General features: G+C 70.2%; 23 protein-coding genes. 18 read left to right on the top strand and 5 right to left on the bottom strand.

All coding sequences use genetic code 11. From position 1 onward, the window contains the following. Window positions 1–125: 125 nt before the first annotated feature. The 7 genes from J7I44_RS02865 to J7I44_RS02835 all read left to right on the top strand — a co-directional run bounded on the left by J7I44_RS02865 (window position 126) and on the right by J7I44_RS02835 (window position 6,179). Window positions 126–521, top strand: a complete 396-nt coding sequence (locus tag J7I44_RS02865; RefSeq protein WP_209615419.1) for a GIY-YIG nuclease family protein — start codon at window positions 126–128, stop codon at window positions 519–521. Beyond that, window positions 518–1,807 carry a homogentisate 1,2-dioxygenase gene (gene hmgA / locus J7I44_RS02860; protein WP_209615417.1) on the top strand — a complete coding sequence of 430 codons (1,290 nt, stop codon included), beginning with the start codon at window positions 518–520 and terminating at the stop codon, window positions 1,805–1,807. The genes J7I44_RS02865 and hmgA overlap by 4 nt, the downstream gene beginning before the upstream one ends. After that, window positions 1,807–2,394, top strand: a complete 588-nt coding sequence (locus J7I44_RS02855; RefSeq protein WP_209615413.1) for a hypothetical protein — start codon at window positions 1,807–1,809, stop codon at window positions 2,392–2,394. The genes hmgA and J7I44_RS02855 overlap by 1 nt, the downstream gene beginning before the upstream one ends. 18 nt (window positions 2,395–2,412) lie before the next feature. Then, complete coding sequence (locus J7I44_RS02850) at window positions 2,413–3,399, top strand: fumarylacetoacetate hydrolase family protein (RefSeq protein WP_209615410.1); 987 nt, start codon at window positions 2,413–2,415, stop codon at window positions 3,397–3,399. 74 nt (window positions 3,400–3,473) lie between these two features. Next, window positions 3,474–3,716 (top strand): hypothetical protein, encoded by a 243-nt coding sequence (locus J7I44_RS02845; RefSeq protein WP_209615407.1) that lies wholly within the window; start codon window positions 3,474–3,476, stop codon window positions 3,714–3,716. A 280-nt stretch (window positions 3,717–3,996) separates the two neighbouring features. Further along, window positions 3,997–5,397: an oxygen-independent coproporphyrinogen III oxidase gene (gene hemN / locus J7I44_RS02840; RefSeq protein ID WP_209615405.1), complete on the top strand. Its 1,401-nt coding sequence runs from the start codon at window positions 3,997–3,999 to the stop codon at window positions 5,395–5,397. Window positions 5,398–5,417: 20 nt separating this feature from the next. Beyond that, complete coding sequence (locus J7I44_RS02835; protein WP_209615402.1) at window positions 5,418–6,179, top strand: helix-turn-helix domain-containing protein; 762 nt, start codon at window positions 5,418–5,420, stop codon at window positions 6,177–6,179. Window positions 6,180–6,457: 278 nt separating this feature from the next. Here J7I44_RS02835 and J7I44_RS02830 read toward each other — a convergent pair whose 3' ends face one another. After that, on the bottom strand, window positions 6,458–7,849 hold the full coding sequence (locus J7I44_RS02830; protein WP_209615399.1) for an MBL fold metallo-hydrolase: 1,392 nt from the start codon (window positions 7,847–7,849) through the stop codon (window positions 6,458–6,460). 192 nt (window positions 7,850–8,041) lie between these two features. Between J7I44_RS02830 and J7I44_RS02825 the strand changes: the two genes are divergently transcribed. The 4 genes from J7I44_RS02825 to J7I44_RS02810 are packed head-to-tail and all read left to right on the top strand — an operon-like array spanning window position 8,042 to window position 10,927. Beyond that, window positions 8,042–8,314, top strand: coding sequence for a PepSY domain-containing protein (locus tag J7I44_RS02825; RefSeq protein WP_209615396.1), 273 nt, complete (start codon window positions 8,042–8,044; stop codon window positions 8,312–8,314). 16 nt (window positions 8,315–8,330) lie between these two features. After that, window positions 8,331–8,897: a cytochrome b/b6 domain-containing protein gene (locus J7I44_RS02820; protein ID WP_209615393.1), complete on the top strand. Its 567-nt coding sequence runs from the start codon at window positions 8,331–8,333 to the stop codon at window positions 8,895–8,897. 6 nt (window positions 8,898–8,903) lie between these two features. Next, window positions 8,904–9,575, top strand: a complete 672-nt coding sequence (locus tag J7I44_RS02815; RefSeq protein WP_209615390.1) for a winged helix-turn-helix domain-containing protein — start codon at window positions 8,904–8,906, stop codon at window positions 9,573–9,575. After that, window positions 9,575–10,927: an ATP-binding protein gene (locus J7I44_RS02810; RefSeq protein WP_209615387.1), complete on the top strand. Its 1,353-nt coding sequence runs from the start codon at window positions 9,575–9,577 to the stop codon at window positions 10,925–10,927. The genes J7I44_RS02815 and J7I44_RS02810 overlap by 1 nt, the downstream gene beginning before the upstream one ends. Before the next feature lie 102 nt (window positions 10,928–11,029). Here J7I44_RS02810 and J7I44_RS02805 read toward each other — a convergent pair whose 3' ends face one another. The 3 genes from J7I44_RS02805 to J7I44_RS02795 are packed head-to-tail and all read right to left on the bottom strand — an operon-like array spanning window position 11,030 to window position 14,767. Continuing rightward, entirely contained in the window at window positions 11,030–13,546 is a 2,517-nt protein-coding gene (locus tag J7I44_RS02805) for a cation-translocating P-type ATPase (protein ID WP_209615383.1), read from the bottom strand. Between the two features lie 4 nt (window positions 13,547–13,550). Further along, on the bottom strand, window positions 13,551–13,988 hold the full coding sequence (locus tag J7I44_RS02800) for a universal stress protein (RefSeq protein WP_209615379.1): 438 nt from the start codon (window positions 13,986–13,988) through the stop codon (window positions 13,551–13,553). Window positions 13,989–14,005: 17 nt separating this feature from the next. After that, complete coding sequence (locus tag J7I44_RS02795; RefSeq protein ID WP_209615376.1) at window positions 14,006–14,767, bottom strand: glucose 1-dehydrogenase; 762 nt, start codon at window positions 14,765–14,767, stop codon at window positions 14,006–14,008. Window positions 14,768–14,936: 169 nt separating this feature from the next. On the opposite strand from J7I44_RS02795, the gene J7I44_RS02790 reads away from it, so the two are divergent. From J7I44_RS02790 to tpx, 7 genes are all read left to right on the top strand, one after another. Then, on the top strand, window positions 14,937–16,187 hold the full coding sequence (locus tag J7I44_RS02790; protein ID WP_245187889.1) for an NnrS family protein: 1,251 nt from the start codon (window positions 14,937–14,939) through the stop codon (window positions 16,185–16,187). A 135-nt stretch (window positions 16,188–16,322) separates the two neighbouring features. Continuing rightward, on the top strand, window positions 16,323–17,843 hold the full coding sequence (gene nirK / locus J7I44_RS02785; RefSeq protein WP_209615371.1) for a copper-containing nitrite reductase: 1,521 nt from the start codon (window positions 16,323–16,325) through the stop codon (window positions 17,841–17,843). Between the two features lie 3 nt (window positions 17,844–17,846). Further along, on the top strand, window positions 17,847–18,626 hold the full coding sequence (locus tag J7I44_RS02780; protein ID WP_209615368.1) for a formylglycine-generating enzyme family protein: 780 nt from the start codon (window positions 17,847–17,849) through the stop codon (window positions 18,624–18,626). 4 nt (window positions 18,627–18,630) lie between these two features. Continuing rightward, the gene (locus J7I44_RS02775; RefSeq protein WP_209615363.1) at window positions 18,631–19,188 is read left to right on the top strand and encodes an SCO family protein; all 558 of its coding nucleotides are present in this window, start codon (window positions 18,631–18,633) and stop codon (window positions 19,186–19,188) included. Between the two features lie 169 nt (window positions 19,189–19,357). Further along, on the top strand, window positions 19,358–19,750 hold the full coding sequence (locus J7I44_RS02770; protein ID WP_209615361.1) for an endonuclease domain-containing protein: 393 nt from the start codon (window positions 19,358–19,360) through the stop codon (window positions 19,748–19,750). Window positions 19,751–20,103: 353 nt separating this feature from the next. Next, a complete protein-coding gene (locus tag J7I44_RS02765; RefSeq protein ID WP_209615358.1) occupies window positions 20,104–20,541 on the top strand; it encodes a CopD family copper resistance protein in 438 nt (145 codons plus the stop codon). A gap of 24 nt (window positions 20,542–20,565) precedes the next feature. Next, complete coding sequence (gene tpx / locus J7I44_RS02760) at window positions 20,566–21,066, top strand: thiol peroxidase (RefSeq protein WP_209615356.1); 501 nt, start codon at window positions 20,566–20,568, stop codon at window positions 21,064–21,066. 214 nt (window positions 21,067–21,280) lie between these two features. On the opposite strand, the gene J7I44_RS02755 is transcribed toward tpx, so the two are convergent. Then, window positions 21,281–21,685 (bottom strand): group III truncated hemoglobin, encoded by a 405-nt coding sequence (locus tag J7I44_RS02755; protein ID WP_209615353.1) that lies wholly within the window; start codon window positions 21,683–21,685, stop codon window positions 21,281–21,283. Between the last annotated feature and the right edge of the window lie 51 nt (window positions 21,686–21,736).

The following is a 21,736-nucleotide window of genomic DNA, read 5'->3' as shown; positions in this document are numbered from 1 at the left end:
CCCGAAGGGCCGAAGTCGAAGGGCGGTTCCCAAACGGAAAAGTGCTTCAAAAAAACCGTTCGCCCTGAGCGTAGGCCTGAAGGGCCGGGGTCGAAGGGCAGTCCACAAGAAAACGAGGTGGGGAAATGGATTTCACCCTCTACATCCTCCAATGTGCCGACGGCAGCCTGTACATCGGCCACACCGACGATCTGGACCGGCGCATGGAACAGCACGACCAGGGCGTAGGTTGCCGGTACACCGCCTCCCGCCGCCCGGTGAAGCCGGTCCACACGGAAGCCTTCGAAACACGCTACGAAGCCCTGACCATGGAGCGCAAGCTCAAGGGTTGGAGCCACGCAAAGAAGTTGGCGTACATCGCCAGTGACTGGAGCGCGGTTGGCGCTTTGGCCAAAGGCAAGCACGAGCATCAACGTGTGCGGGAGGGCGCTTCGACTCCGCTCGCTGCGCGAGCTACGCTCAGCGCGAACGGTGAGGGGGAAGCCATCACGCGTCAGACCAGACAGGAAAGCGACGCATGAACTACCAATCCGGCTTCGGCAACGAATTCGCCACCGAGGCGATTCCCGGCACCCTTCCCGAGGGGCAGAACTCGCCCCAGCGCGTGGCCCATGGCCTCTACGCCGAGCAGCTCTCCGGCACCGCCTTCACTGCCCCGCGCCACGCCAACCGCCGCAGCTGGCTCTATCGCATCCGCCCGGCGGCGGTGCATGAGCCGTTCGAGCCGCTGGCGCACGAGCGCTTCCACAACCGCTTCGACGAGGCCCCGGCCACACCCAACCAGTTGCGCTGGGATCCGCTGCCGATGCCGTCGCAGCCCGCCGACTTCATCGGCGGCCTGGTCACCATCGCCGGCAACGGGGGGGCCGCCGAGCAGGCGGGCATTGGCATCCACCTGTACGCGGCCAACCGCTCGATGGAGGGTCGCTTCTTCTACGACGCCGACGGCGAGCTGCTGATCGTGCCGCAGCAGGGCCGCCTGCGCCTGGCCACCGAGCTGGGCGTCATCGACCTGGAGCCGCAGGAGATCGCGGTGATCCCGCGCGGCGTGCGTTTCCGCGTGGAGTTGCCCGACGGCGAAGCGCGCGGTTACGTCTGCGAGAACTTCGGCGCATTCCTGCGCTTGCCGGATCTGGGTCCGATCGGCTCCAACGGCCTGGCCAACGCGCGCGATTTCCTCACCCCCTGCGCCGCCTACGAAGACGTCGAGGGCGACTTCCGCCTCATCGCCAAGTTTCAGGGCGCGCTGTGGCAGGCGAAGATCGGCCACTCGCCGCTGGATGTGGTCGGCTGGCACGGCAACTACGCGCCCTACAAGTACGACCTGCGCCGCTTCAACACGATCGGCTCGATCAGCTACGACCATCCGGACCCGTCGATCTTCACCGTGCTGACCTCCGCCAGCGACACGCCCGGCACGGCCAACATGGATTTCGCGATCTTCCCGCCGCGCTGGCTGGTCGCGCAGCACACCTTCCGTCCGCCGTGGTTCCACCGCAACGTGGCGAGCGAGTTCATGGGCCTGATCACCGGCGTGTACGACGCCAAGGCCGAGGGCTTCGTCCCCGGCGGCGCCAGCCTGCACAACTGCATGAGCGGCCACGGCCCGGACGCGGCGACGTTCGAGAAGGCGTCCAACGCCGACCTGTCCAAGCCCGACGTCATCAGCGGCACCATGGCTTTCATGTTCGAGACCCGCAAGGTGATCCGCCCGACACGCCAGGCGCTGGAATCGCCGCAGTTGCAGAAGAACTACTACGAGTGCTGGCAGGGCATTGCGAAGCACTTCGAGCCGGAAGGCCGTTGATGCGCCGGCTCGCGGCGCCAGCCTGCGCGCTGCTGCTTGCCGCCTGCGGCAGCGGCGAGCAGGCCAGCGCCCCGGCGCCCGCGACCGTGGCCAGCGTGCCCGCCGCGCCCGCGACCGTTGGACTGGCAGAAACCGACCCCGACGGCCTGGCCCGCTACGACGGCTACGGCGATCTCCGCTTCGGCATGGACGAAAGCGCCTTCGCTGCCGCCTGGCAGGGTGAACTCGAGCGCCTCGGCCCGCCGGACGCGGCGTGCTACTACCAGACGCCGAAGTGGGTGAAGACACCCTCCGAGTTCGCCTTCATGTTCGAAGGCGGCCACTTCGTGCGCTACGACGTGGGCACCGCGAAAGAGACCGCGCCCGGTGGCGGCAAGGTCGGCATGCGCGCGGAACAGATCCAGGCGCTGTACGGTGCGCGGGCCGGCGAGTCACCGCACAAGTACGTGGCCGGCGCCAGGGTCTGGCGCGTGACCGCGCCGCAGGGCGAGGGCGTGCTGGTCTTCGAGACCGACGCGCAGGGCAGGGTGACCCGCTGGCGCGCCGGCGTGCCGCCGCAGATCGATTACGTGGAAGGCTGTGGTTAATTTCAATCCGGAGTTCTCATGAAACTGGCAAGTCTCAAGGAAGGCGGCCGCGACGGCACGCTGATCGTGGTCAGCCGTGATCTCACGCAGGCGGTCACCGCCACCCACATCGCGCCGACGCTGCAGGCGGCGCTGGACGACTGGTCGAATGCGGCGCCACGCCTGAACACGCTGGCGGAGTCGTTGAACGCCGGCCAGGTCGTCGGCGCGTTCGCCCTGGACATGGCCGACCTGGCCGCGCCGCTGCCGCGCGCCTACGAATTCGTCGATGGTTCGGCCTACCTGCCGCACGTCGAGCGCGTGCGCCGCGCGCGCGGCGCCGAGGTGCCGGCGAGCTTCTACACCGACCCGCTGATGTACCAGGCCACCAGCGCCGGCTTCCTCGGTCCGCGCGACCCGGTCGTGGTGCCGAGCGAGGAGTTCGGCATCGACCTGGAGGCCGAGGTGATCGTGGTCACCGACGACGTGCCGATGGGCACCACGCCCGCGCAGGCATCCGAACACATCCAGCTGGTCGGCCTGATCAACGACGTATCGCTGCGCGGGCTGATCCCCGGCGAGCTGGCCAAGGGTTTCGGCTTCCTGCAGAGCAAGCCGCGCTCGGCGCTTTCCCCCGTGCTGGTCACGCCCGACGAGCTGGGCGAGGCATGGAAGGACGACAAGCTGCACCTGCCCATGCGCACCTGGCTCAACGGCCAGTGGTTCGGTGAGGCCGAGTGCGGCGTGGACATGCAGTTCAGCTTCTCCCAGCTGGTCGCCCACGTGGCCAAAACCCGCCCGCTGACCGCCGGCACGATCGTCGGTTCGGGCACCATCGCCAACCAGGACACCAGCAAGGGGGCCTCGTGCCTGGCCGAGCAGCGCACCGTCGAAACCCTGCGCGACGGCAAGCCGAGCACGCCGTTCATGAAGTTCGGCGACACCCTGCGCATCGAGATCACCGATGCGCAGGGCACCTCGATCTTCGGCGCCATCGAACAAACCATCACGCCGCTGAAGGCATGATCGGTTCCGCCCTGGCGCACAGGCGCCTGGGCGGTCCTGGCCTGCCGGCCGTCGTTCACAGAAGGAGCCTGCCGATGCCGCACCCATTGCCTGCCCTTGCCGCTGTCGTGGCCGCGCCGCTGCTCGGCCTGGCGGTACACGCCGCCTCGACGCACGCCTCCGGCCATGCGCCGGCCGCCCGCGCGGCGAACCTGCCGAACAACCTGTGCGCCTCCTGCCATGGCGGCGGGAGGGTGGCGTCGCTTGGTGGCGATGCGATCGAGGTGCGCGACCTGATGGCTGCACGCACCTACCTGCAGCGCGCGCCGCAGGGTTAGGCGCCCCGCAAGGCGTCCCCCATCCGCCCTCCGGGCACCTTCCCCCGCAGGCGGGGGAAGGAACGTTGTCGCGCCGGGCCTTCTCCCCGTTCCACGTGTCGGGCGGGTTCCTGGCTGATGCTGCGGTTAGCAGCCTTCCCCCGTCCCACGGGGCAAGGTGCCGACAGGCGGACGAGGGAGGCCTTGCGTGTCACCCGCCCGCGACCTTCTGTCCCACCCGCCCCGCGCGCGCCTTGACCCGGATCAAGAGCCCTCCGCACCACCCCGGCACACTGGCCCCATGAACCACGCCATTGCCGCTCCCGCCTTCGATCCGGCGCTGATCGCCCGCTACGACACCGCCGGCCCCCGCTACACCAGCTACCCGACCGCGCCGCAGTTCCACACGCGCTTCGGTGAGGCAGCGCTGCGCGAGGCGATCCGCCAGTCCAACGAGGAACCGATCCCGCGCCCGCTGTCGCTGTACGTGCACGTGCCCTTCTGCATGAGCCCGTGTTTCTACTGCGGCTGCAACCGCGTGATCACCCGCGAGATCGCCAAGGCCGACCGCTACCTCGAACGCCTCTACCGCGAGGTCGAGTTGACCGCGCCGCTGTTCGACCGCGACCGCCCGGTCCGCCAGCTGCACTTCGGCGGCGGCACGCCCAACTTCCTCGACCTGCCGCGCATGCGCGAGCTGATGGAATCGCTGGCGCGCCACTTCAGCTTCAGCAGCGAGCGCTCGCGCGAGTTCGGCATCGAGATCGACCCGCGCTTCGCCGACGGCGGCTACATGCGCGGCCTGGGCGAGATGGGCTTCAACCGTCTCTCGGTCGGCATCCAGGACTTCGATCCGGCCGTGCAGCAGGCGGTCAACCGCATCCAGAGCGTGGAACAGACGCGCGAGGTGATCGAGGTCGCCCGCGCATCGGGCTTCGTCTCGGCCAGCGTCGACCTGATCTACGGGCTGCCCAAACAGAACCTGGACGGCTTCGACCGCACGCTCACCGAAGTGATCGCGCTGGAGCCCGACCGCGTCGCGGTCTACGGCTACGCGCACCTGCCGGACCTGTTCAAGGCGCAGAAGCACATCGACGCCGACGATCTGCCCGACCCGGCCACGCGCCTGGCGTTGTTCGGCCGCGCGCTGGAGCGGCTCTCCGCCGCCGGCTACGTCTATGTCGGCATGGACCACTTCGCCCGCTACGACGACGAACTGGCGCGCGCCCAGCGCGAAGGCAGCCTGCAGCGCAACTTCCAGGGCTATTCCACCCATGGCGACTGCGACATCGTCGGCCTCGGCGTGAGCGCCATCGGTCGCGTGGGCGACACCTACAGCCAGAACGCGCGCGACCTGACCGGCTATTACGCCGCGCTGGACGCCGGCCGCCTGCCGATCGCCCGCGGCCTGCAACTGGATGAGGACGACGTCATCCGCCGCGCGCTGATCGGCGAGCTGATGTGCCACGGCGAGGTCGACATGCGTCTGTTCGGCGCGCGCCACCGGCTGCTGTTCGACGAATACTTCGCCGCCGAGCTGGCGCGCCTGCGCGTGCTGGCCGACGACGGTCTGGTGACGCTGGAAGGGTGCATGATCCGGGTGACCGCACGAGGGCGGCTGTTGCTGCGTAGCATCGCGATGTGTTTCGATGCCTACCTGCATGCCGAGGAAGCGCCGCGCCGCTTCTCGCGCACGATCTGACCGGCCACAAGGCGTTGCTGATGCGTTTGGAAAACCAGGCGGGCCGCCTGCCTGAACCACCCAGCCCGATCGCCGACGACGGCGACGAGGCCCACTTCTGCCGTACCTGCGCGTTCGCCGGCGCCTGCCAGGCGGTGGGCTACGGCAAGCTCGAGCTTCGCGAACTGCATTGCCTGGTCGAGCACGTCGGGCCGTTCCGCGCGGGCGAGTACGTGTTCCGCACCGGCAACCCGTTCCGCGCGATCTTCGCGGTGCGCTCGGGCACGGTGAAGACCAGCATGGTCGACAAGGAAGGCCGCGAGCAGGTGCTCGGCTTCTACCTGCCCGGCGAAGTGATCGGCCTGAACGCGATCTACCCCGAGCACTTCCCGTGCGACGCGATCGCGCTGGAGACCTCCTACTTCTGCCGCTTCTCGTTCCCGGCGATGAGCGCGCTGGCCGCGCGCATGCCGGCGGTGCAGAGCCACCTGTTCCGGCTGCTCAGCAAGGAGCTGGGCTCGGCCAGCCTGCTGGCCGGCGACCACAGCGCCGACGAGCGCATGGCCGCGTTCCTCACCGACCTGGGCCAGCGTTACGCCGCGCGTGGTTTCTCCGGCACGCAGTTCCAGCTCAGCATGTCGCGCGGCGACATCGCCAACTACCTGCGGCTGGCCGCCGAGACGGTCAGCCGCGTGCTGAGCCGCTTCCGCGCGCAGAACCTGATCCAGGTGGAAGGGCGCCAGCTGCTGATCCTGGACCCGGCCGGCCTGCACCATATCGGCCGCAGCCTGCTGCCGGACTGACCCGCTGGCTTGCCCGCCGCCGGCGGTGCTGCCGGGCCTGTGGCTGGTCGCCAGCCTGCGCGCTCGCGGGCGCGATCCGGGGAAGGTGGATTTAGTGCCGTGTGGGGTCCGAGCTTCCCCGCAAGGTATCCCCCATCCGCCCTTCGGGCACCTTCCCCCGTGGAACGGGGGAAGGATCAAGATGCCGCCGCCCGGATATCACCTGCCGAGCCTTCCCCCGCGCGCGGGGGAAGGTGCCCGAAGGGCGGATCGGGGAAGCCCTGCGGGGAAACCCGGCCTCAGTCCAGCCGGATGGGCTCGCCCATCCCCGGCATCTGCCAATCCACGCCCAGCCCCGTCAGCGCCTCGCCCATGCCGCGCATGCCCCGGTCGTACTCGCCGTGCACCAGGAACACCCGCCGCCGTGGCGCGCGCCCCAGCCAGTCCAGCAGGTCGGGGCGGCCGGCGTGGGCGGAGAAGCCGTTGATCGTCCACACCTGCGCGCGTACCGGGATCTCCTGGTTGAGCACCCGCACGCTGGCGGCGCCGTCGATGATCCGCCGCGCCAGCGTGCCCTGTGCGGCGTAGCCGACGAACACCACGCTGCTGCGCTCGCGCCACAGGTTGTGCTTCAGGTGATGGCGCACGCGCCCGCCGGTGCACATGCCCGAGCCGGCCAGGATGATCGCGCCGCCGTCGATCGCGTTGATCGCCATCGATTCCTGCGTGCTGCGGGTGAAATGCAGGCCGGGCATCGCGAACGGGTCGCCGTGCTGCAACACCTGAAGGAACTGCGCGTCGAAACATTCCGGGTGGCGTCGGTAGATCTCGGTGGCGGAGATCGCCATCGGCGAATCGAGGAACACCCGCACGTGCGGTGGAACCTGACCGTCGCGCAGGCCCAGGTGCAGGTAATAGAGGATCTCCTGCGTGCGCTCCAGCGCGAAGGTGGGAATCACCACGTTGCCCCGCCGCCCCACCGTCTCGCGGATCGCCTGGTACAGCTCGACCACCGAGTCGGGCACCGAGCGGTGCGGACGGTCGCCATAGGTGCATTCCATCGCCACGTAGTCCGCCGCCGGCGCGGGGACCGGGTCGCGCAGCAGTGGCCGGCCCGGGTTGCCCAGGTCGCCGGAGAACAGCATCGTGCGCTGCCCGGCACCCTCGCCCAGGGTCAGCAGCACTTGCGCCGACCCCAGGATGTGCCCGGCGTCGAAGAAGCGCGCGCGGATCCCGGGAGCCACGTCGATGTCATGCCCGTAGCCCAGCCCCGGTTCGAAGAAGTCGATCGCGTGCAGCGCGTCGTCGATGGTGTACAGCGGCTCTACCGCCTCCTCGCCGCGGCGGTCGCTGCGTGCCGCGCGGCGGGCGTCCTCCTCCTGCAGGCCGGCGGCGTCAAGCAGGACCAGCCGCGCCAGCTCGCGGGTGGCCGAGGTGGCCAGGATGCGCCCGCGGAAACCTTGCCGCACCAGCCGCGGGATGCGCCCGCAGTGATCCAGGTGCGCATGGGTGAGCAGCAAGGCGTCGATGGTGGCCGGATCGAAGCCGAATGGCTCGGCGTTGGCCTGTTCGGCCGCGCGGTCGCCCTGGAACATGCCGCAATCGACCAGCACGCGGCGGCCGTTGCATTCGATCAGGTGGCACGAACCGGTGACCTGCTTGGCGGCACCGTGGCAGCTGTAGACGAGCATCGCATCGCTCCGTGGCAGTGGGGAAACTCTCGCACGGTGCGCGCGGGCGCGCTTGACCGCCGTCAAGACGGTGCGCGCCACGCGCCGCACACTGGCGCGGTCGTAAAACCGGCCAGTCGCCGTAAGTTCCCCGTAAGCCGCCGCCGTTTCCATAGCCATCGACGGCACTCCCGCCGCCGACGGAGCCAAGCCATGAACCGCAAGACCCTCCTCCCCCTGATCGCCTCCCTCGCCGTGCTGCCCGGCGTTCTGCTCGCCTCGCCCAAGTGCACCGACGCCCCGCGCGCGAAGTGGATGACCGAGGCGGCCATGAAACAGAAGATTCTCGACCAGGGCTATGCCATCGACATCTTCAAGGTCTCGGGCAACTGCTACGAGATCTACGGCAAGACGCGCGAGGGCAAGAAGGTCGAGATCTACTTCGACCCCACCGACGGCCGCATCGTCAAGCAGCGCGGCGGCTGAGCCGCGGAGGAAAGCCATGAACGCCATCGCCAAGACCGGCGCCGCCGGGCGCGACACGAAGGACATCGACACCGTCAAGGTCTGGGACCCGCTGGTACGCGTGTTCCACTGGTCGCTGGCGGCGCTGTTCCTGGGCAACTTCCTCACCGAGGAGGGCGACGCACTGCATCGCTGGATGGGCTACGCGGTGCTCGCCCTGATCGGCATCCGCCTGGTGTGGGGCTTCGTCGGCACCCGCCACGCGCGCTTCGCCGACTGGGTGCCGCGGCCAGGCCAGGTGCGCACCTACCTGCGCGAGCGCCTGGCCGGGCGCTCGCGGCGGCGGCTGGGGCACAACCCCGCTGCCGCGGTGATGATCCTGGCCTTGCTCGCTGGCGTGTCCCTGGTCGGGCTCACCGGCTGGCTGCAGACCACCGACGCGTTCTTCGGCGCCGAGTGGCTGGAGGAAGTGCACGAAGCACTTGCCTACGGCGTGCTCGCACTGGTCGGCCTGCATGTGCTGGCGGCCATCGGCGAGAGCATCCACTACCGCGAGAACCTGGTGCGCGCGATGGTCACCGGGCGCAAGCGCAGGCTGGACTAAAGGCGCGTGCGCATCCTGCTGGCCGAGGACGACCTGGCGCTGGGCCGCGCGCTCGCCGACGGCCTGCGCCAGCTCGGCTACGCGGTCGACTGGATCACCGACGGCGCGCAGGCGGCCGCGGCGCTGGCGGACACCGCCTACGCCGCGGCCGTGCTGGACTGGAACCTGCCGCGCAGCAGCGGCCCGGCGATCATCGCCGCGCTGCGCCGACGCAAGGACGCCACGCCGGTGCTGCTGCTCACCGCCCGCGACGCGCTGGCCGACCGCGTCGCCGGGCTGGATGCCGGCGCCGACGACTACGTGGTCAAGCCGGTGCACCTGGACGAGCTGGCCGCCCGCCTGCGCGCGCTGCTGCGCCGCGCCGATGGGCAGCCCGAGCCGGTGATCCGCGTCGGCGCGCTGGAGCTGGACCCCGCCGCGCACCGCGCCACCTTGGCCGGCGTGCCGCTGGAACTGACCGCGCGCGAGTTCGCCATGCTCGAGCTGCTCGCCCGCCACCCCGGCCGCGCCTACTCCCGCGCGCAACTGGAAGAGGCGCTCTACGACTGGGGCCGCGAGGTCGCCAGCAACGCGGTGGAAGTGCACGTCCACCGCCTGCGGCACAAGCTCGGCGCCGACTGGATCCGCACCCTGCGCGGCATCGGCTACGCGCTCGCCTCCCCGGTGGACGCGCCCTGATGCGCCCTTCGCTCAACCGTCGCCTGGTCGCGCGGCTGGCCGCCGGCGTGCTCGCCGTATGGCTGGCCGCGGCCGGCTGGATGGGCTGGCGCGCGCTGCACGAGATCGACGAGATCTTCGACCAGATGCTGGTGCGCACGGCTGCCGCAGTACTCGCCACGGTGCCGGCCGAACCGGCGTCGCTCCGCGGCGCGCGCCTGCCGGAACGGTTGATCGATTCCGACCGCCAGGCGCACCGCCCGACGATCGTGCTGCGCGACGCGGGCGGCCGCGTGCTGGTCGACAGCGACGCCTTTCCCGCAATGGCACCCGATCCCGCGCGGCCGCTGCGTACCGTCGATTACCACGGCCGCCGCTGGCGCGTGCTCGAACGTGCTGACGCCGATGGTCGCTACACCATCCAGGTCGCCGCGCCGCTGGACGAGCGCGACGAGATGCTGCGCCGGATCGCGGCGCCGGCGCTGTTCGCACTGCTCGGGCTGTTGCTGCTGCTGCCGCCTATCGTCTACGCCGGCCTGCGCGGCGGACTGTCGCCGCTGCGTCAGTTGAGCCGGCGCCTGGACGTCGCCGACGCGCTGCAGGTGCCCATCCTCACCGACGCGCGCGTGCCGCTCGAACTGGCGCCCTTCACCGAAGCGGTGGACCGGCTGGTCGAGCGTCTGCGCCACGCGCTGGAACGCGAGCGCCGCTTCACCGCCGATGCCGCGCACGAACTGCGCCACCCACTGGCCGCGCTGCGGCTGGAACTGGACCTGGCCGCCCGTGCCGATGCCGACCCGCGCGGGCACCATCTGGATCGCGCGCAGGCGGCGCTGGAGCGCATGCAGCGGCTGGTTGGGCAACTGTTGCTGTTGGCCCGCGTCGAGCAGGCCAGTGAACTGGACGACGCCGGGCCACTGGACCTGGCCGAGCTGGCCGGTGACGCCCTGCGCGAGGCGAGCGAGCGGGCCGCCGTGCGGCAGCTCGAGCTTTCCCTCGACAGCGAGGGCGACACCCGCCTGCGCGCCAGCGCCGGACTGCTCGGCATCGCGCTGGCCAACCTGCTCGACAACGCGCTGCGCCACGCGCCCGTTCGTGGCCGCATCGCGGTGCGCGTGAGCGGTACGGCCGCCGGCGTGCGGCTGGTCGTGGACGACAGCGGCAGCGGCTTTGCCGATCCCTCGCGGCTGGGCGAACGCTTCCATCGCCCGGCCGGCAGCCTCGGCGAGGGCAGCGGCCTGGGACTGTCGATCGTGCAGGCGATCACCACGCTGCACCACGGCCATCTCGCCTTCGACCGCGCTCCGCTGGGCGGTGCACGGGTGACGCTCGATCTCCCGCGTGCCCATGCCGCCGCGCCTGCGCGCCGGTAGGAGCCAATCGGTGCGCGACCGTGCGCTGCGGCCGGCTGCGCCGTCCCCCTGGCCCGATGCGATGGCGGTTGACCGCGCGCGGGTGCGCTTGCGCGGGCGGGCTCACGCGTGCGGAGGCCTCCGCGACATCCAGCGCAACGCCTCCAGCCAGGCGAGGATCCCGACGAGCATCGCCAGCAGGGCGCCGAGCGCGGCCGGGCCGGGCAGGGCGATGTCCATCACGGCGCGCAGGAACGGCACGCCGAAGGCGGCTGCCAGCATCAGCGCCAGCGCGCCGGCCATGCGGACGATCCAGCGATTGCCCCGCGCCGGCCGCGCCAGCACCGCGCGGGTCGGATGCCGGTTGGCCAGGATCAGCAGGAACAACCCGCTCAGCAGCGACGCGAACACCACGCCGCGTGCCTGGGCAGCGTCCACGCCGTAGTGCAGCATCAGGCCGAAGCCGGGCAGCAGCACCGCCGCCACGCCCAGCCCCTGCACGACCGCGCGACCCAGCGCGCGGGCGGCGAACGGCGATTCGCCCGCCCCGCGGGGGGGGCGCGTCATCACGTCGCCCGCTTCCGGTTCGGCTTCGAACACGATCGAGCACGCCGGGTCGATCAGCAGTTCCAGCAGCACGATGTGCACCGGCATCAGCAGCACCGGCCAGTGCAGCAGGGTGGGCACCAGCGCCAGCGCGATGATCGGCATGTGCACGGCGAACACGAAGCCGGTCGCCTTGGCGATGTTGTCGTAGATGCGCCGGCCCTGGCGGATCGCCGCCACGATGCTGGCGAAGCTGTCGTCCAGCAGAACCAGCGCGGCCGCCTCGCGCGCCACGTCGGTGCCGCGTTCGCCCATGGCGATGCCGACGTCGGCGGCCTTCAGCGCCGGCGCGTCGTTGACGCCGTCGCCGGTCATCGCCACCACGTCGCCGTCCGCGCGCAGCAACTGCACCAGGCGCAGCTTCTGCTCGGGCTTGAGCCGGGCGCACAGGTCGACGTGGCGCAGGCGCTCGCGCAGCGTGGCGTCGTCCAGCACGGCCAGGTCGGCGCCGGTGAGCACCTCGGTGCGCTCGCCGAAACCGACCTGGCGCGCGATCGCGCGCGCGGTGGTCGGGTGGTCGCCGGTCATCATCAGGATGCGCACGCCGGCGGCGCGGCATTCGGCGATCGCCGCCGGCACGTCCGGCCGCGGCGGATCGGCCAGGCCGACCAGGCCGAGGAACTCGAAGTCGAAGTCGTGCTGGCTGGCCGGCCAGGCCTCGCCGGTCCAGTGGCCGCGGGCCACGGCGAGCACGCGCAGGCCGCGCGCGCCCATCGCCTCGACCTCGGCGAGTATCGACCTGGCCCGGTCGACGGCCAGGTGGCACAGGTCGATCACCGCTTCGGGTGCGCCCTTGGTGGCGAGCAGGTGGCGCGTGCAGGTGTCGCAGGGGAACACCCGCGTCATCGCCAGGATCTGCGGCGAGAGCGCGTATTCGGTCTCGGCTGACCAGTCCGCGTGCACGTGCTCGGTGTGCACCAGCCAGTGCAGGCCGAAATGCTGGATGGCCTTCTCCATCGGATCGAACGGGTCGCTGGGCGTGGCCAGCATCGCGAACTCGACCAGCCGGTGGAACGTCTCGGCCAGCTCGGTGGCGCCGGCGTCCACGAAGCGCTGTCCGTCGACCGCCAGTTCGGCCACCTGCATGCGGTTCTGGGTGAGCGTGCCGGTCTTGTCCACCGCCAGCACCGAGATGGCGCCCAGCGCCTCCACCGCCGGTACGCGCCGGGTAAGCACCTTGCGCCGCGAGATGCGCCAGGCGCCCAGCGCGAGGAACACGGTGAGGATCACCGGGATCTCCTCGGGCAGGATCGCCATCGCCAGCGCGATGCCGCCGAGCAGGCTTTCCAGCGGGCCGCGGCCGTCCCACAGCCAGGACAGCAGCGCGTACAGCGCAGCCAGCGCCAGGCCGCCGATGGCGAGCTGGCGGATCAGCCGGCGCGAGGCGCGTTGCAGGCCGCTGGGTGCTTCCTGCGTCGTGGCCAGGGCTTCGCCGATGCGGCCGACCGCGGTCGCGCCGCCGGTCGCGCCGACGCGGGCGATGCCGACTCCGCGCGTCACCACGGTGCTGGCATGTACCGCGGCCTCACCCCCGGGTTCGCGCGCCACCGGCACCGATTCGCCGGTCAGCAGCGATTCGTCCACTTCGAGCCGGCCTTCCAGCAGAGTGGCGTCGGCCGCGATGCGATCGCCCTCGCGCAGCAACAGCAGGTCACCCGGTACCACCTCGGCACCGGCCACGCGCAGCTCTTCGCCACCGCGGATCACCAGCGCACGCGGCGCGGAGAGCTCGCGCAGGGATTCGAGCGCCCGCTGGGTCTTGCGCTCCTGCAGCAGGGTGATGCCGATCACCACGAACACGGCCGAGAGCAGGAACGCCGCCTCGGCGCGGTCGCCCAGCGCCAGGTACAGGCCGCCGGCGCACAGCAGCATCAGGAACATCGGCTCGGACAACACCCCCAGCACGATCGCGCCGAAGCTCTTGGGCGTGCTGCCGGGCAACAGGTTGGGACCGTGCGCGGCCAGGCGGCGCGCCGCTTCGGCCGGGTCCAGGCCTTCGCGGACGGCGGCCTGCGCGCGCTCGGTGGTGACCATGCCGCTAGCGGTGCACCAGCACGGGCACGTCCGATTCCAGGATCACCCGCTGCGCCTCGCTGCCCAGCAGCAGGCGATCCAGTCCGCGCCAGCCGTGGCTGCCCATCACGATCAGGTCGCAGCCTTCGCGGCGAGCTACCTCGAGGATGGCGCGGTGCGGACGCGGGTTCGTTTCCAGGCTGCACTGGCAGGCGACCCCGGCGGGATCAGCGCGCTCGCGCACGGCGGCAAGGTAACGCGCGCCCGCCTCCTCGGCGCTGTCGGCGTACTCCGCATCGCTGGTGGCGATGATCTCGTTGAGGAACGGCACCGCCGGCAGCGGCACCACCACGTGCACGGCGTGCACGCGCGCACCGAGCTGGCGCGCCAGCGCGATGCCGGCGTCGGCGGCGCGCAGCGAGAGGTCCGAGCCGTCGACGGGTAGCAGGATGTGCGTGTACATGAAGCTCTCCAGGGAGGTCAGCGACAGGTGTAGCCGCCGTCGATCACCAGCTCGCTGCCGGTGACGAAGCGCGATTCGTCCGAAGCCAGGTAGACCACGCCCCAGGCGATGTCATCCGGCTCGCCCAGGTGGCCCAGCGGATGCAGCGCGGCGGTGTCGCGCCGGTGCTGTCCGACGTCGCCGCCCATCGCGGCGATGTGCTGCTCGACCATCGGCGTCCAGATGAAGCCGGGATGGATCGAGTTCACGCGGATGCGGTCGGCGGCGTAGAGCAGCGCGTCGGTCTTGCTCATCAGCCGTACCGCGCCCTTGGAGGCATGGTAGGGCGGCACGTCGGGCGCGCCGACCAGGCCGTAGATCGATGACAGGTTGATGATGCTGCCGCCGCCGGCCGCGCGCATCGGCGCGATCGCGTGCTTGGTGCCGAAGAACACGCCCTTGACGTTGACCGCCTGTACACGGTCCCACTCGGCCTCGGTCAGCTCGTGCGTGGGCTTGTTGGGGCCGGCGATGCCGGCATTGTTGACCAGCACGTCCAGGCGGCCGAATGCGGCCACGGTGGCGGCGATGGCCGCGGCCACTTCCGCCTCGACCGACACGTCCGCGTGCAGGTAGCGGGCACGCTCGCCCAGCTCCACGGCTAGCGCCTGGCCGGTGTCGTCGTGCACGTCCACGATCGCCACGCGCGCGCCCGCGTCCACCATGCGCCGCGCGCAGGCCGCGCCGATGCCCACGGCGCCGCCGGTGACCAGTGCGATCTTGCCATCGAGCCTGCCCATGACCGGATCCTCCTCGTAGCGGGTGAAGCGAGCATGGAGCGCCTGCGCGCGGGCGATGCTGACCTGCGTCAACCACCTGCGGGGCTTATTGACGCAGGACTGATGCAGATCACGGCCCCTCACGCGCGCCGGTCGGAGAATGGCTCGCATGTCCAGCCGCGAGCCCCGCATGCGCGAGTCCCCTTCCTCCAGCCAGACCGTCCCACCCGCCGTTGCACCCATCGCCGCGCTGCTCGCCGCCGCACCGCACCGTCCGCTGTTCCTGGCCGGCGCACTGGCGGTGCTGACCAGCATGGCCTGGTGGGCGCTGGAGCTGGCCTCGATGCGCTTCGGCTGGCATCGCTGGCCGCAACCGCCGGTGCCGCCGGGCTGGGCGCACGCGATGCTGACCCAGTACGGCATGCTGCCGATGTTCATGTTCGGCTTCCTGCTGACGACGTTTCCCAAATGGCTGGCCCGGCCGTCCATACCGCCACGCCGTTACGTGGTGGTGGCCGGTTCCGTGTTCGCCGGCTACCTGCTCTCGCACGTGGGGCTGCTGGACATGCGGTGGGTGCTGCGTGCCGGCATCGCGCTGATGCTCTTCGGCTACCTGGTCGGGGTGGCCACGCTGGCCGGGGTGCTGCGCGCGTCCGGGCACCGCAACCAGCACGCCTGGTCGTGCCTGGCGGGGTTGGGCCTGGGTACCCTGGGACTGGCCGCGTTCCTCGGCTTCCTGTTCGGCGCGCCGGCGCACTGCGCGCGCTTCGCCATCAAGCTGGGTACGTTCGGACTGCTGGTGCCGGTGTACTTCACCGTGGCGCACCGCATGGTGGCCTTCTTCAGCGGCAACGTGGTCAAGGGCTACGTGGTGCGCCGGCCGGACTGGAGCCTGCCGCTGATGTGGCCGCTGCTGCTGGCCCACCTGGCGCTGGACCTGGCCCACGCGCAGGCCTGGCTGTGGCTGGTGGACGCGCCACTGGCGCTGCTGTTCGGCTGGCATGCGATCGCCTGGCAGCCGTGGAAGGCGATGCGTCCGGGCATCCTGGCGGTGCTGCACCTGGCCTTCGCCTGGCTGCCGATCGCGTTCGTGCTGTACGCAGTGCAGAGCCTGTGCCTGTTTGCCGGGCACGGCCCGATCCTCGGGCTGGCGCCGCTGCACGTGCTGACCATCGGCTACTTCGGCTCGATGCTGGTGGCGATGGTGACCCGTGTGACCCAGGGCCACTCCGGCCGCCCGCTGCAGATGGGCGCGGTGCCGTGGGCCTGCTTCGCCCTGCTGCAGGGCGTGGTGCTGCTGCGCGTGTGGGCGGAGCTGGCCCGCGACAGCTATCTGTGGCTGATCGTGGCCGCCTGCGGCTGGCTGGTAGCGTTCCTGCCCTGGGTGATCCGCTCGGCCTGGATCTACCTGACCCCGCGCGTGGACGGCAAACCCGGCTAGGTTAGGCATCACAGCAACATCGTTCTGTGGCAGGGTGACGCATCAGGCCGGTTCCGGCAGTGGGCGTGACGCAGGTCAAGCGCGTCAACGGTCCGGAATCTAGCCTGATCCCCGGGAACCACAGGAGATCTCCCCATGTCACGACGGTTGTCCCTCGTGCTCGCGGCCGCCAGCATGCTGGCCCTGGCCGGCTGCGCGGACAAGAAGCCCGCCGATGCTACCCCCGCGGCCACCGCAAAGGCGGCACCCACGTCGGTGTCGGCGCCGATCGACTTCGGCCCGCCGCAGGGCGAGCCGATCCGCGCGGTGCTCACCAGCCCGCCGAACGTGCCGCCGCCGATCCATCGCGACTATCCGGCCAAGGTGATCGTCGAGCTGGAAGTGATCGAGAAGGAGATGCCCATTTCCGAGGGCGTCACCTACACCTACTGGACCTTCGGCGGCACGGTGCCCGGCAGCTTCATCCGCGTGCGCCAGGGCGACACGGTCGAGTTCCACCTGAAGAACGCGCCCGACAGCAAGATGCCGCACAACATCGACCTGCACGGCGTGACCGGCCCCGGTGGCGGCGCGGCCTCCAGCTTCACTGCGCCGGGACATGAATCGCAGTTCACCTTCAAGGCCCTGAACCAGGGCATCTACGTCTACCACTGCGCCACCGCGCCGGTGGGCATGCACGTGGCCAATGGCATGTACGGCCTGATCCTGGTCGAGCCGCCGGAAGGCCTGCCCAAGGTCGACCACGAGTTCTACGTGATGCAGGGTGATTTCTACACCACCGGCAAGTACCGCGAGAAAGGCCACCAGCCCTTCGACATGGACAAGGCCATCGACGAAAACCCCACCTACGTGCTGTTCAACGGCCACGAAGGTGCGCTCACCGGCGACAAGGCACTGACCGCGAAGGTGGGTGAATCGGTGCGCCTGTTCATCGGCAACGGTGGCCCGAATCTGGTCTCCAGCTTCCATGTCATCGGCGAGATCTTCGACCGCGTACAGCAGGAAGGCGGCACCCATCCGCAGGAGAATGTGCAGACCACGCTGATCCCCGCCGGCGGCGCGGCGATCGTCGAGTTCCACACCGACGTGCCCGGCAGCTACGTGATGGTCGATCACTCGATCTTCCGCGCCTTCAACAAGGGCGCGATGGCGATCCTCAAGGTCGATGGCCCGGAGAACAAGGCGATCTACTCGGGCAAGGAGGTCGACTCGGTCTATCTGGGCGATCGCGCCGAACCGAACCTCAAGGCGGTCACCGTCGCGGCGAAGGCGCATGCGGCCGGCCACCTGAGCAAGGAGGAGCAGATCGCCGCGGGCAAGCAGCTGTTCACCGGCACCTGCTCGGTCTGCCACCAGGCCAACGGCGAAGGCCTGCCCGGCGTGTTCCCGCCGCTGGCCAAATCCGACTACCTGTCCAAGCAGGACAAGAACCACCTGATTTCGATCCCGCTGCATGGCCTGACCGGCAAAATCACCGTCAACGGCAAGGATTACGACTCGGTGATGCCGCCGATGTCGCAGCTGACCGACGATGAGGTGGCGAACCTGCTGACCTACGTGCTCAACAGCTGGGGCAACCCGGGCGGCCAGGTGAGCAAGGAAGAGGTGGCCAAGGTGCGCGCGCAGCCGGCCCCGGCCCAGACCATGGAGCATTGACCGATGCGCCGGCGCTCTTCCTTTGCCAGGTCCGCACTGGTGCTGCTCGGGCTGATGCTGGCCGTGCCGACTCTGGCGGCGGACTACAAGGTGCTGCCGGGCGGCCGCTTCGAAAGCGTGCTGCCGGCCGACGGCAAGACGGCGCCGGCCGTCCTCAAACCGTTCCGCCTGCGTGCCGAGCCGGTGACCAACGCCGAGTTCCTGGCCTTCGTCAAAGCGCATCCGGAATGGCGGCGCGACCGCGTGCCGTCGGTGTTCGCCGACGGCCGCTACCTGTCGCAGTGGGCCGCGCCGGACCAGCTCGGCCCTGGTGCCCTGCCGCGCCAGCCGGTGACGCAGGTGAGCTGGTTCGCCGCGCAGGCGTTCTGCGAAAGCGAGCACGCCCGCCTGCCGACCTGGTACGAGTGGGAATACGCCGCCGCGGCGGACGCCACCCGCGCCGACGCGCGCAGCGACCCGGCCTGGCGCGAGCGCGTGCTCTCCTGGTATTCGCGCCCGTCCCGCCAGGCACTGCCGCCGGTCGGCGGCAAGCCGGACATCCACGGTGTGCGCGATCTCAACGGCCTGGTGTGGGAGTGGGTGGAGGACTTCAACGCCATGATGACCAGCGCCGACAGCCGCGAGCAGGACGGCGCCGACAAGCTCAAGTTCTGTGGCGCCGGCGCCATCACCATGGAGCAGAAAGAGAACTACGCCACGCTGATGCGCGTGGCCATGCTCTCCTCGCTCAAGGCCACCGACACCACCGCCAACCTGGGCTTCCGCTGCGCCCGCCCGGAGTGAACCCGTGAAACGATTGCTGCTTCTCCTGCTCATCCTTTTCGCCAGCGCCGCCGCCCACGCGGCTTCGCCGCTGCCGTCGGATTCGCTCTACCAGCTGTCGGTGCCGCTGACCGACCAGGACGGCCACGCTGCGCCTTTCGCCGCACGTCGCGGCACGCCGCAGATCGTGAGCATGTTCTATACGACCTGCACGATGGTCTGCCCGATGATCATCGACACGATGAAGGCGACCCGCCGCGCCGCCGGCGAGCCGACGGACCTGCGTTTGCTGGCGGTGAGCTTCGATCCCGGGCGCGACGATGTGGATGCGCTGCGCCGCTACGCCGCCGCGCACAAGCTCGACCTGCGCTGGTGGACGCTGGCGCGCACCGCGCCGCAGGACACCCGCTCGCTCGCCGCGCTGCTGGGCGTGCAATACCGCAAGCTGCCCGACGGCGAATTCAACCATTCCAGCGCCTTGCTGCTGCTGGATGCGGACGGGCGCATCGTGGCGCGCACCAACATCATCGGCCGCACCGATCCGGAATTCGTCGCCGCGGTGCGCAAGGCCACGGGCGGTTGACACGCCGCCGGGGGAGCGCGGTCCGCCTGAGGGTGAGCCCGTGCTCCGCCGCCGCCGTTCGCTTACGCAGGGTTACGGACTTCTCTACCGGCAGCCGGCGCAGCCGACTGGCTGCTTCGTGCGACGGGGCGGCCCAAACTTCGACGACACGGTCAGCCATGGAAGGCTCATGCGTCAGCACGCGAAACGATCGGTCGCAAGAGCACTGCGCCGGAACATGACGGACGCCGAACAGCGGCTCTGGTTCCATCTGCGCCGGCGGCAATGGGGTGGATTCCGGTTCAGGCGGCAGCATCCGGTCGGGCCGTTCGTCGTGGATTTCCTCTGCGTCGAGCGGCGCTTGGTTGTCGAGGTGGATGGCTCGCAACATCTGGAGTCAGCCACCGACCGGGCGCGTGATGCCTGGCTGCGCGGGCGTGACCTGCGCGTGCTCCGGTTCTGGAACGATGACGTGCTTGAGCGTACGGAGCAGGTGCTTTGCGCAATTCCTCAAGCGCTCGGCGAGGCTTCCCCCATCCGCCCTTCGGGCACCTTCCCCCGCGCGCGGGGGAAGTATCGGTAGGGTCTCTCTGGAGGGCCGGCAGGGCGCGGCGTATGGATCCGGCTTCGGTGCTGGGACATGGCGTGCTTGAGCGTAGGGGGCAGGTGCTTTCGGCAAGTCTTCAGGCGCTCGGCGAGGCTTCCCCCATCCGCCCTTCGGGCACCTTCCCCTGCGCGGGGGAAGGGTCGGTGGGGTTTCTCGCGAATGGCCGGCATTGCGTGGCAGCTGGGTCCTTCCCCCGTTGCACGGGGGAAGGTGCCCGAAGGGCGGATGGGGGAGGCCTTGCGAGGGACCCGCACTGACACAGGTCATGGCCTTGTCCACCTGCCCGGCGCAAGCTGCAGCCTCCGCCGCAACATGCGAGGGCCTCGCGCGTGGCCATCTGGTATCCCTGGATCCTGCTGCTGCACCTGTCGTGCGCGATCGTGTTCGTTGGCGCCGCCGCGTTCGAAGTGCTGGTGCTGGAAGGCCTGCACAAGCGCTTTGACGTGACCACGATGGCCGCCATCGAGCAGGCGGTGATGGCGCGCGTGCGCCGCTTCATGCCCATCGTGGTGCTGCTGCTTTTCCTCAGCGGCGGCATGCTGTTCGACATCCGCTGCGACGGCATTGCGTGCGTCGGCACGCGCTTCGGCGGGTTCCTGCTGCTCAAGGTCGCGCTGGCGTTCGGCGTGCTGGGCGTGTTCGTCAACGCCGTGTGGGCCGGCGCGCGCGGGCGCATGAACGTGTGCCGCTTCCGGCATACCCACCGGGTGGTGCTGGCCTTGATGGTCGGCATCGTGTTCCTGGCCAAGACCATGTTCTACTTGTAGGTCTCACCATCAGGAGAACGCGTCATGTCGCAAGTGAAGTTCAAGGGCGAGCCGGTCGAGGTCAACGGGAGTTTCCCGGCCAAGGGCGCGCAGGCGCCGGCATTCACGCTGGTCGGCAAGAGCCTGGCCGACGTGGCGCTGTCCAGCTACGCGGGCCAGCGCAAGGTGCTCAACATCTTCCCCAGCATCGACACCGGCGTCTGCGCCACCTCGGTGCGCCGCTTCAACGAGCTGGCGGCGAAGCTGTCCGACACGGTGGTGCTGTGCATCTCGGCCGACCTGCCGTTCGCGCAGGCGCGCTTCTGCGGCGCCGAGGGGCTGGAGCGGGTGGTGACGCTCTCGACCATGCGTGGCCGCGAGTTCCTTACCGACTATGGCGTGGCGCTCACCACCGGGCCGCTGGCCGGGGTGGCGGCGCGCGCGGTGGTGGTGCTGGATGCGGACAACCGCGTGCTGCACGCGCAGCTGGTCGATGAGCTCACCCACGAGCCGGACTACGACGCGGCGCTCGCGGCGCTGGGCTGACCGAGCCCGGCAGCTTTTCGCAAGACCTCCCCATCCGCCCGTCGGGCACCTTCCCGCCGCAAAGCGGGGGAAGGATCCGTCGCGCACTCTCACGAACGAACCGCCCCCGTTTACCGGGGAAGGTGCCGACAGGCGGATGGGGAGAGCGGAGCGCGGCTCCGCGTTTCTGAAAGTAGCAACCTGCGATGGGTGCAGGCGCACGCCTTCAGGCAGATCAGCGGCGGACGGAAATCAACGGCACGCCGATGCCGCGGGCGTCGGGATTCAAGCCCAGACCGTATTTCAGGCTGCGGCCGATGCGTTCGGCGTACTCCGCCATCTGTGCCGCGCCGGCCTCGTCCAGTTCCTCGGCGCAGGTGGCGCGCCACAGCGCCAGCCAGTGGTCGAAATGTTCGGCGCGGATCGGCAGCGGCCGATGCACCGCCATCGGGTTGCCGCGGTAGCTGGCTGCACCCAGTGCCACCGAACACCAGAAGCGGGTCAGCAGGCGCTTGTGTTCGGGCCAGTCGTGCACGACGGCGTTGAACACCGGGCCGATCACCGCATCGGCGGTGACCTTGTCGTAGAAGCGGTCGACCAGCCGGGCGATCGCGGATTCGGTAAGCGTGGTTTCGCGCATGTCTTTGCCGGTGGGCCGCGCCGCGGAACGTCCGCGGCGCGGCGTTTCTTC

The sequence above is a fragment of the Frateuria flava genome (assembly GCF_017837635.1).
GTDB classification, from domain to species: domain Bacteria; phylum Pseudomonadota; class Gammaproteobacteria; order Xanthomonadales; family Rhodanobacteraceae; genus Frateuria_A; species Frateuria_A flava.
This window is presented reverse-complemented; position numbering and strand designations above follow the sequence as displayed.

Excerpts from the sequence above, each read along its gene's own strand:
- J7I44_RS02865 (WP_209615419.1), top strand. The coding sequence starts at position 126 with ATGGATTTCACCCTCTACATCCTCCAATGTGCCGACGGCAGCCTGTAC.
- hmgA (WP_209615417.1), top strand. The coding sequence starts at position 518 with ATGAACTACCAATCCGGCTTCGGCAACGAATTCGCCACCGAGGCGATT.
- J7I44_RS02855 (WP_209615413.1), top strand. The coding sequence starts at position 1,807 with ATGCGCCGGCTCGCGGCGCCAGCCTGCGCGCTGCTGCTTGCCGCCTGC.
- J7I44_RS02850 (WP_209615410.1), top strand. The coding sequence starts at position 2,413 with ATGAAACTGGCAAGTCTCAAGGAAGGCGGCCGCGACGGCACGCTGATC.
- J7I44_RS02845 (WP_209615407.1), top strand. The coding sequence starts at position 3,474 with ATGCCGCACCCATTGCCTGCCCTTGCCGCTGTCGTGGCCGCGCCGCTG.
- hemN (WP_209615405.1), top strand. The coding sequence starts at position 3,997 with ATGAACCACGCCATTGCCGCTCCCGCCTTCGATCCGGCGCTGATCGCC.
- J7I44_RS02835 (WP_209615402.1), top strand. The coding sequence starts at position 5,418 with ATGCGTTTGGAAAACCAGGCGGGCCGCCTGCCTGAACCACCCAGCCCG.
- J7I44_RS02830 (WP_209615399.1), bottom strand. The coding sequence starts at position 7,849 with ATGCTCGTCTACAGCTGCCACGGTGCCGCCAAGCAGGTCACCGGTTCG.
- J7I44_RS02825 (WP_209615396.1), top strand. The coding sequence starts at position 8,042 with ATGAACCGCAAGACCCTCCTCCCCCTGATCGCCTCCCTCGCCGTGCTG.
- J7I44_RS02820 (WP_209615393.1), top strand. The coding sequence starts at position 8,331 with ATGAACGCCATCGCCAAGACCGGCGCCGCCGGGCGCGACACGAAGGAC.
- J7I44_RS02810 (WP_209615387.1), top strand. The coding sequence starts at position 9,575 with ATGCGCCCTTCGCTCAACCGTCGCCTGGTCGCGCGGCTGGCCGCCGGC.
- J7I44_RS02805 (WP_209615383.1), bottom strand. The coding sequence starts at position 13,546 with ATGGTCACCACCGAGCGCGCGCAGGCCGCCGTCCGCGAAGGCCTGGAC.
- J7I44_RS02800 (WP_209615379.1), bottom strand. The coding sequence starts at position 13,988 with ATGTACACGCACATCCTGCTACCCGTCGACGGCTCGGACCTCTCGCTG.
- J7I44_RS02795 (WP_209615376.1), bottom strand. The coding sequence starts at position 14,767 with ATGGGCAGGCTCGATGGCAAGATCGCACTGGTCACCGGCGGCGCCGTG.
- J7I44_RS02790 (WP_245187889.1), top strand. The coding sequence starts at position 14,937 with ATGCGCGAGTCCCCTTCCTCCAGCCAGACCGTCCCACCCGCCGTTGCA.
- nirK (WP_209615371.1), top strand. The coding sequence starts at position 16,323 with ATGTCACGACGGTTGTCCCTCGTGCTCGCGGCCGCCAGCATGCTGGCC.
- J7I44_RS02780 (WP_209615368.1), top strand. The coding sequence starts at position 17,847 with ATGCGCCGGCGCTCTTCCTTTGCCAGGTCCGCACTGGTGCTGCTCGGG.
- J7I44_RS02770 (WP_209615361.1), top strand. The coding sequence starts at position 19,358 with ATGCGTCAGCACGCGAAACGATCGGTCGCAAGAGCACTGCGCCGGAAC.
- tpx (WP_209615356.1), top strand. The coding sequence starts at position 20,566 with ATGTCGCAAGTGAAGTTCAAGGGCGAGCCGGTCGAGGTCAACGGGAGT.
- J7I44_RS02755 (WP_209615353.1), bottom strand. The coding sequence starts at position 21,685 with ATGCGCGAAACCACGCTTACCGAATCCGCGATCGCCCGGCTGGTCGAC.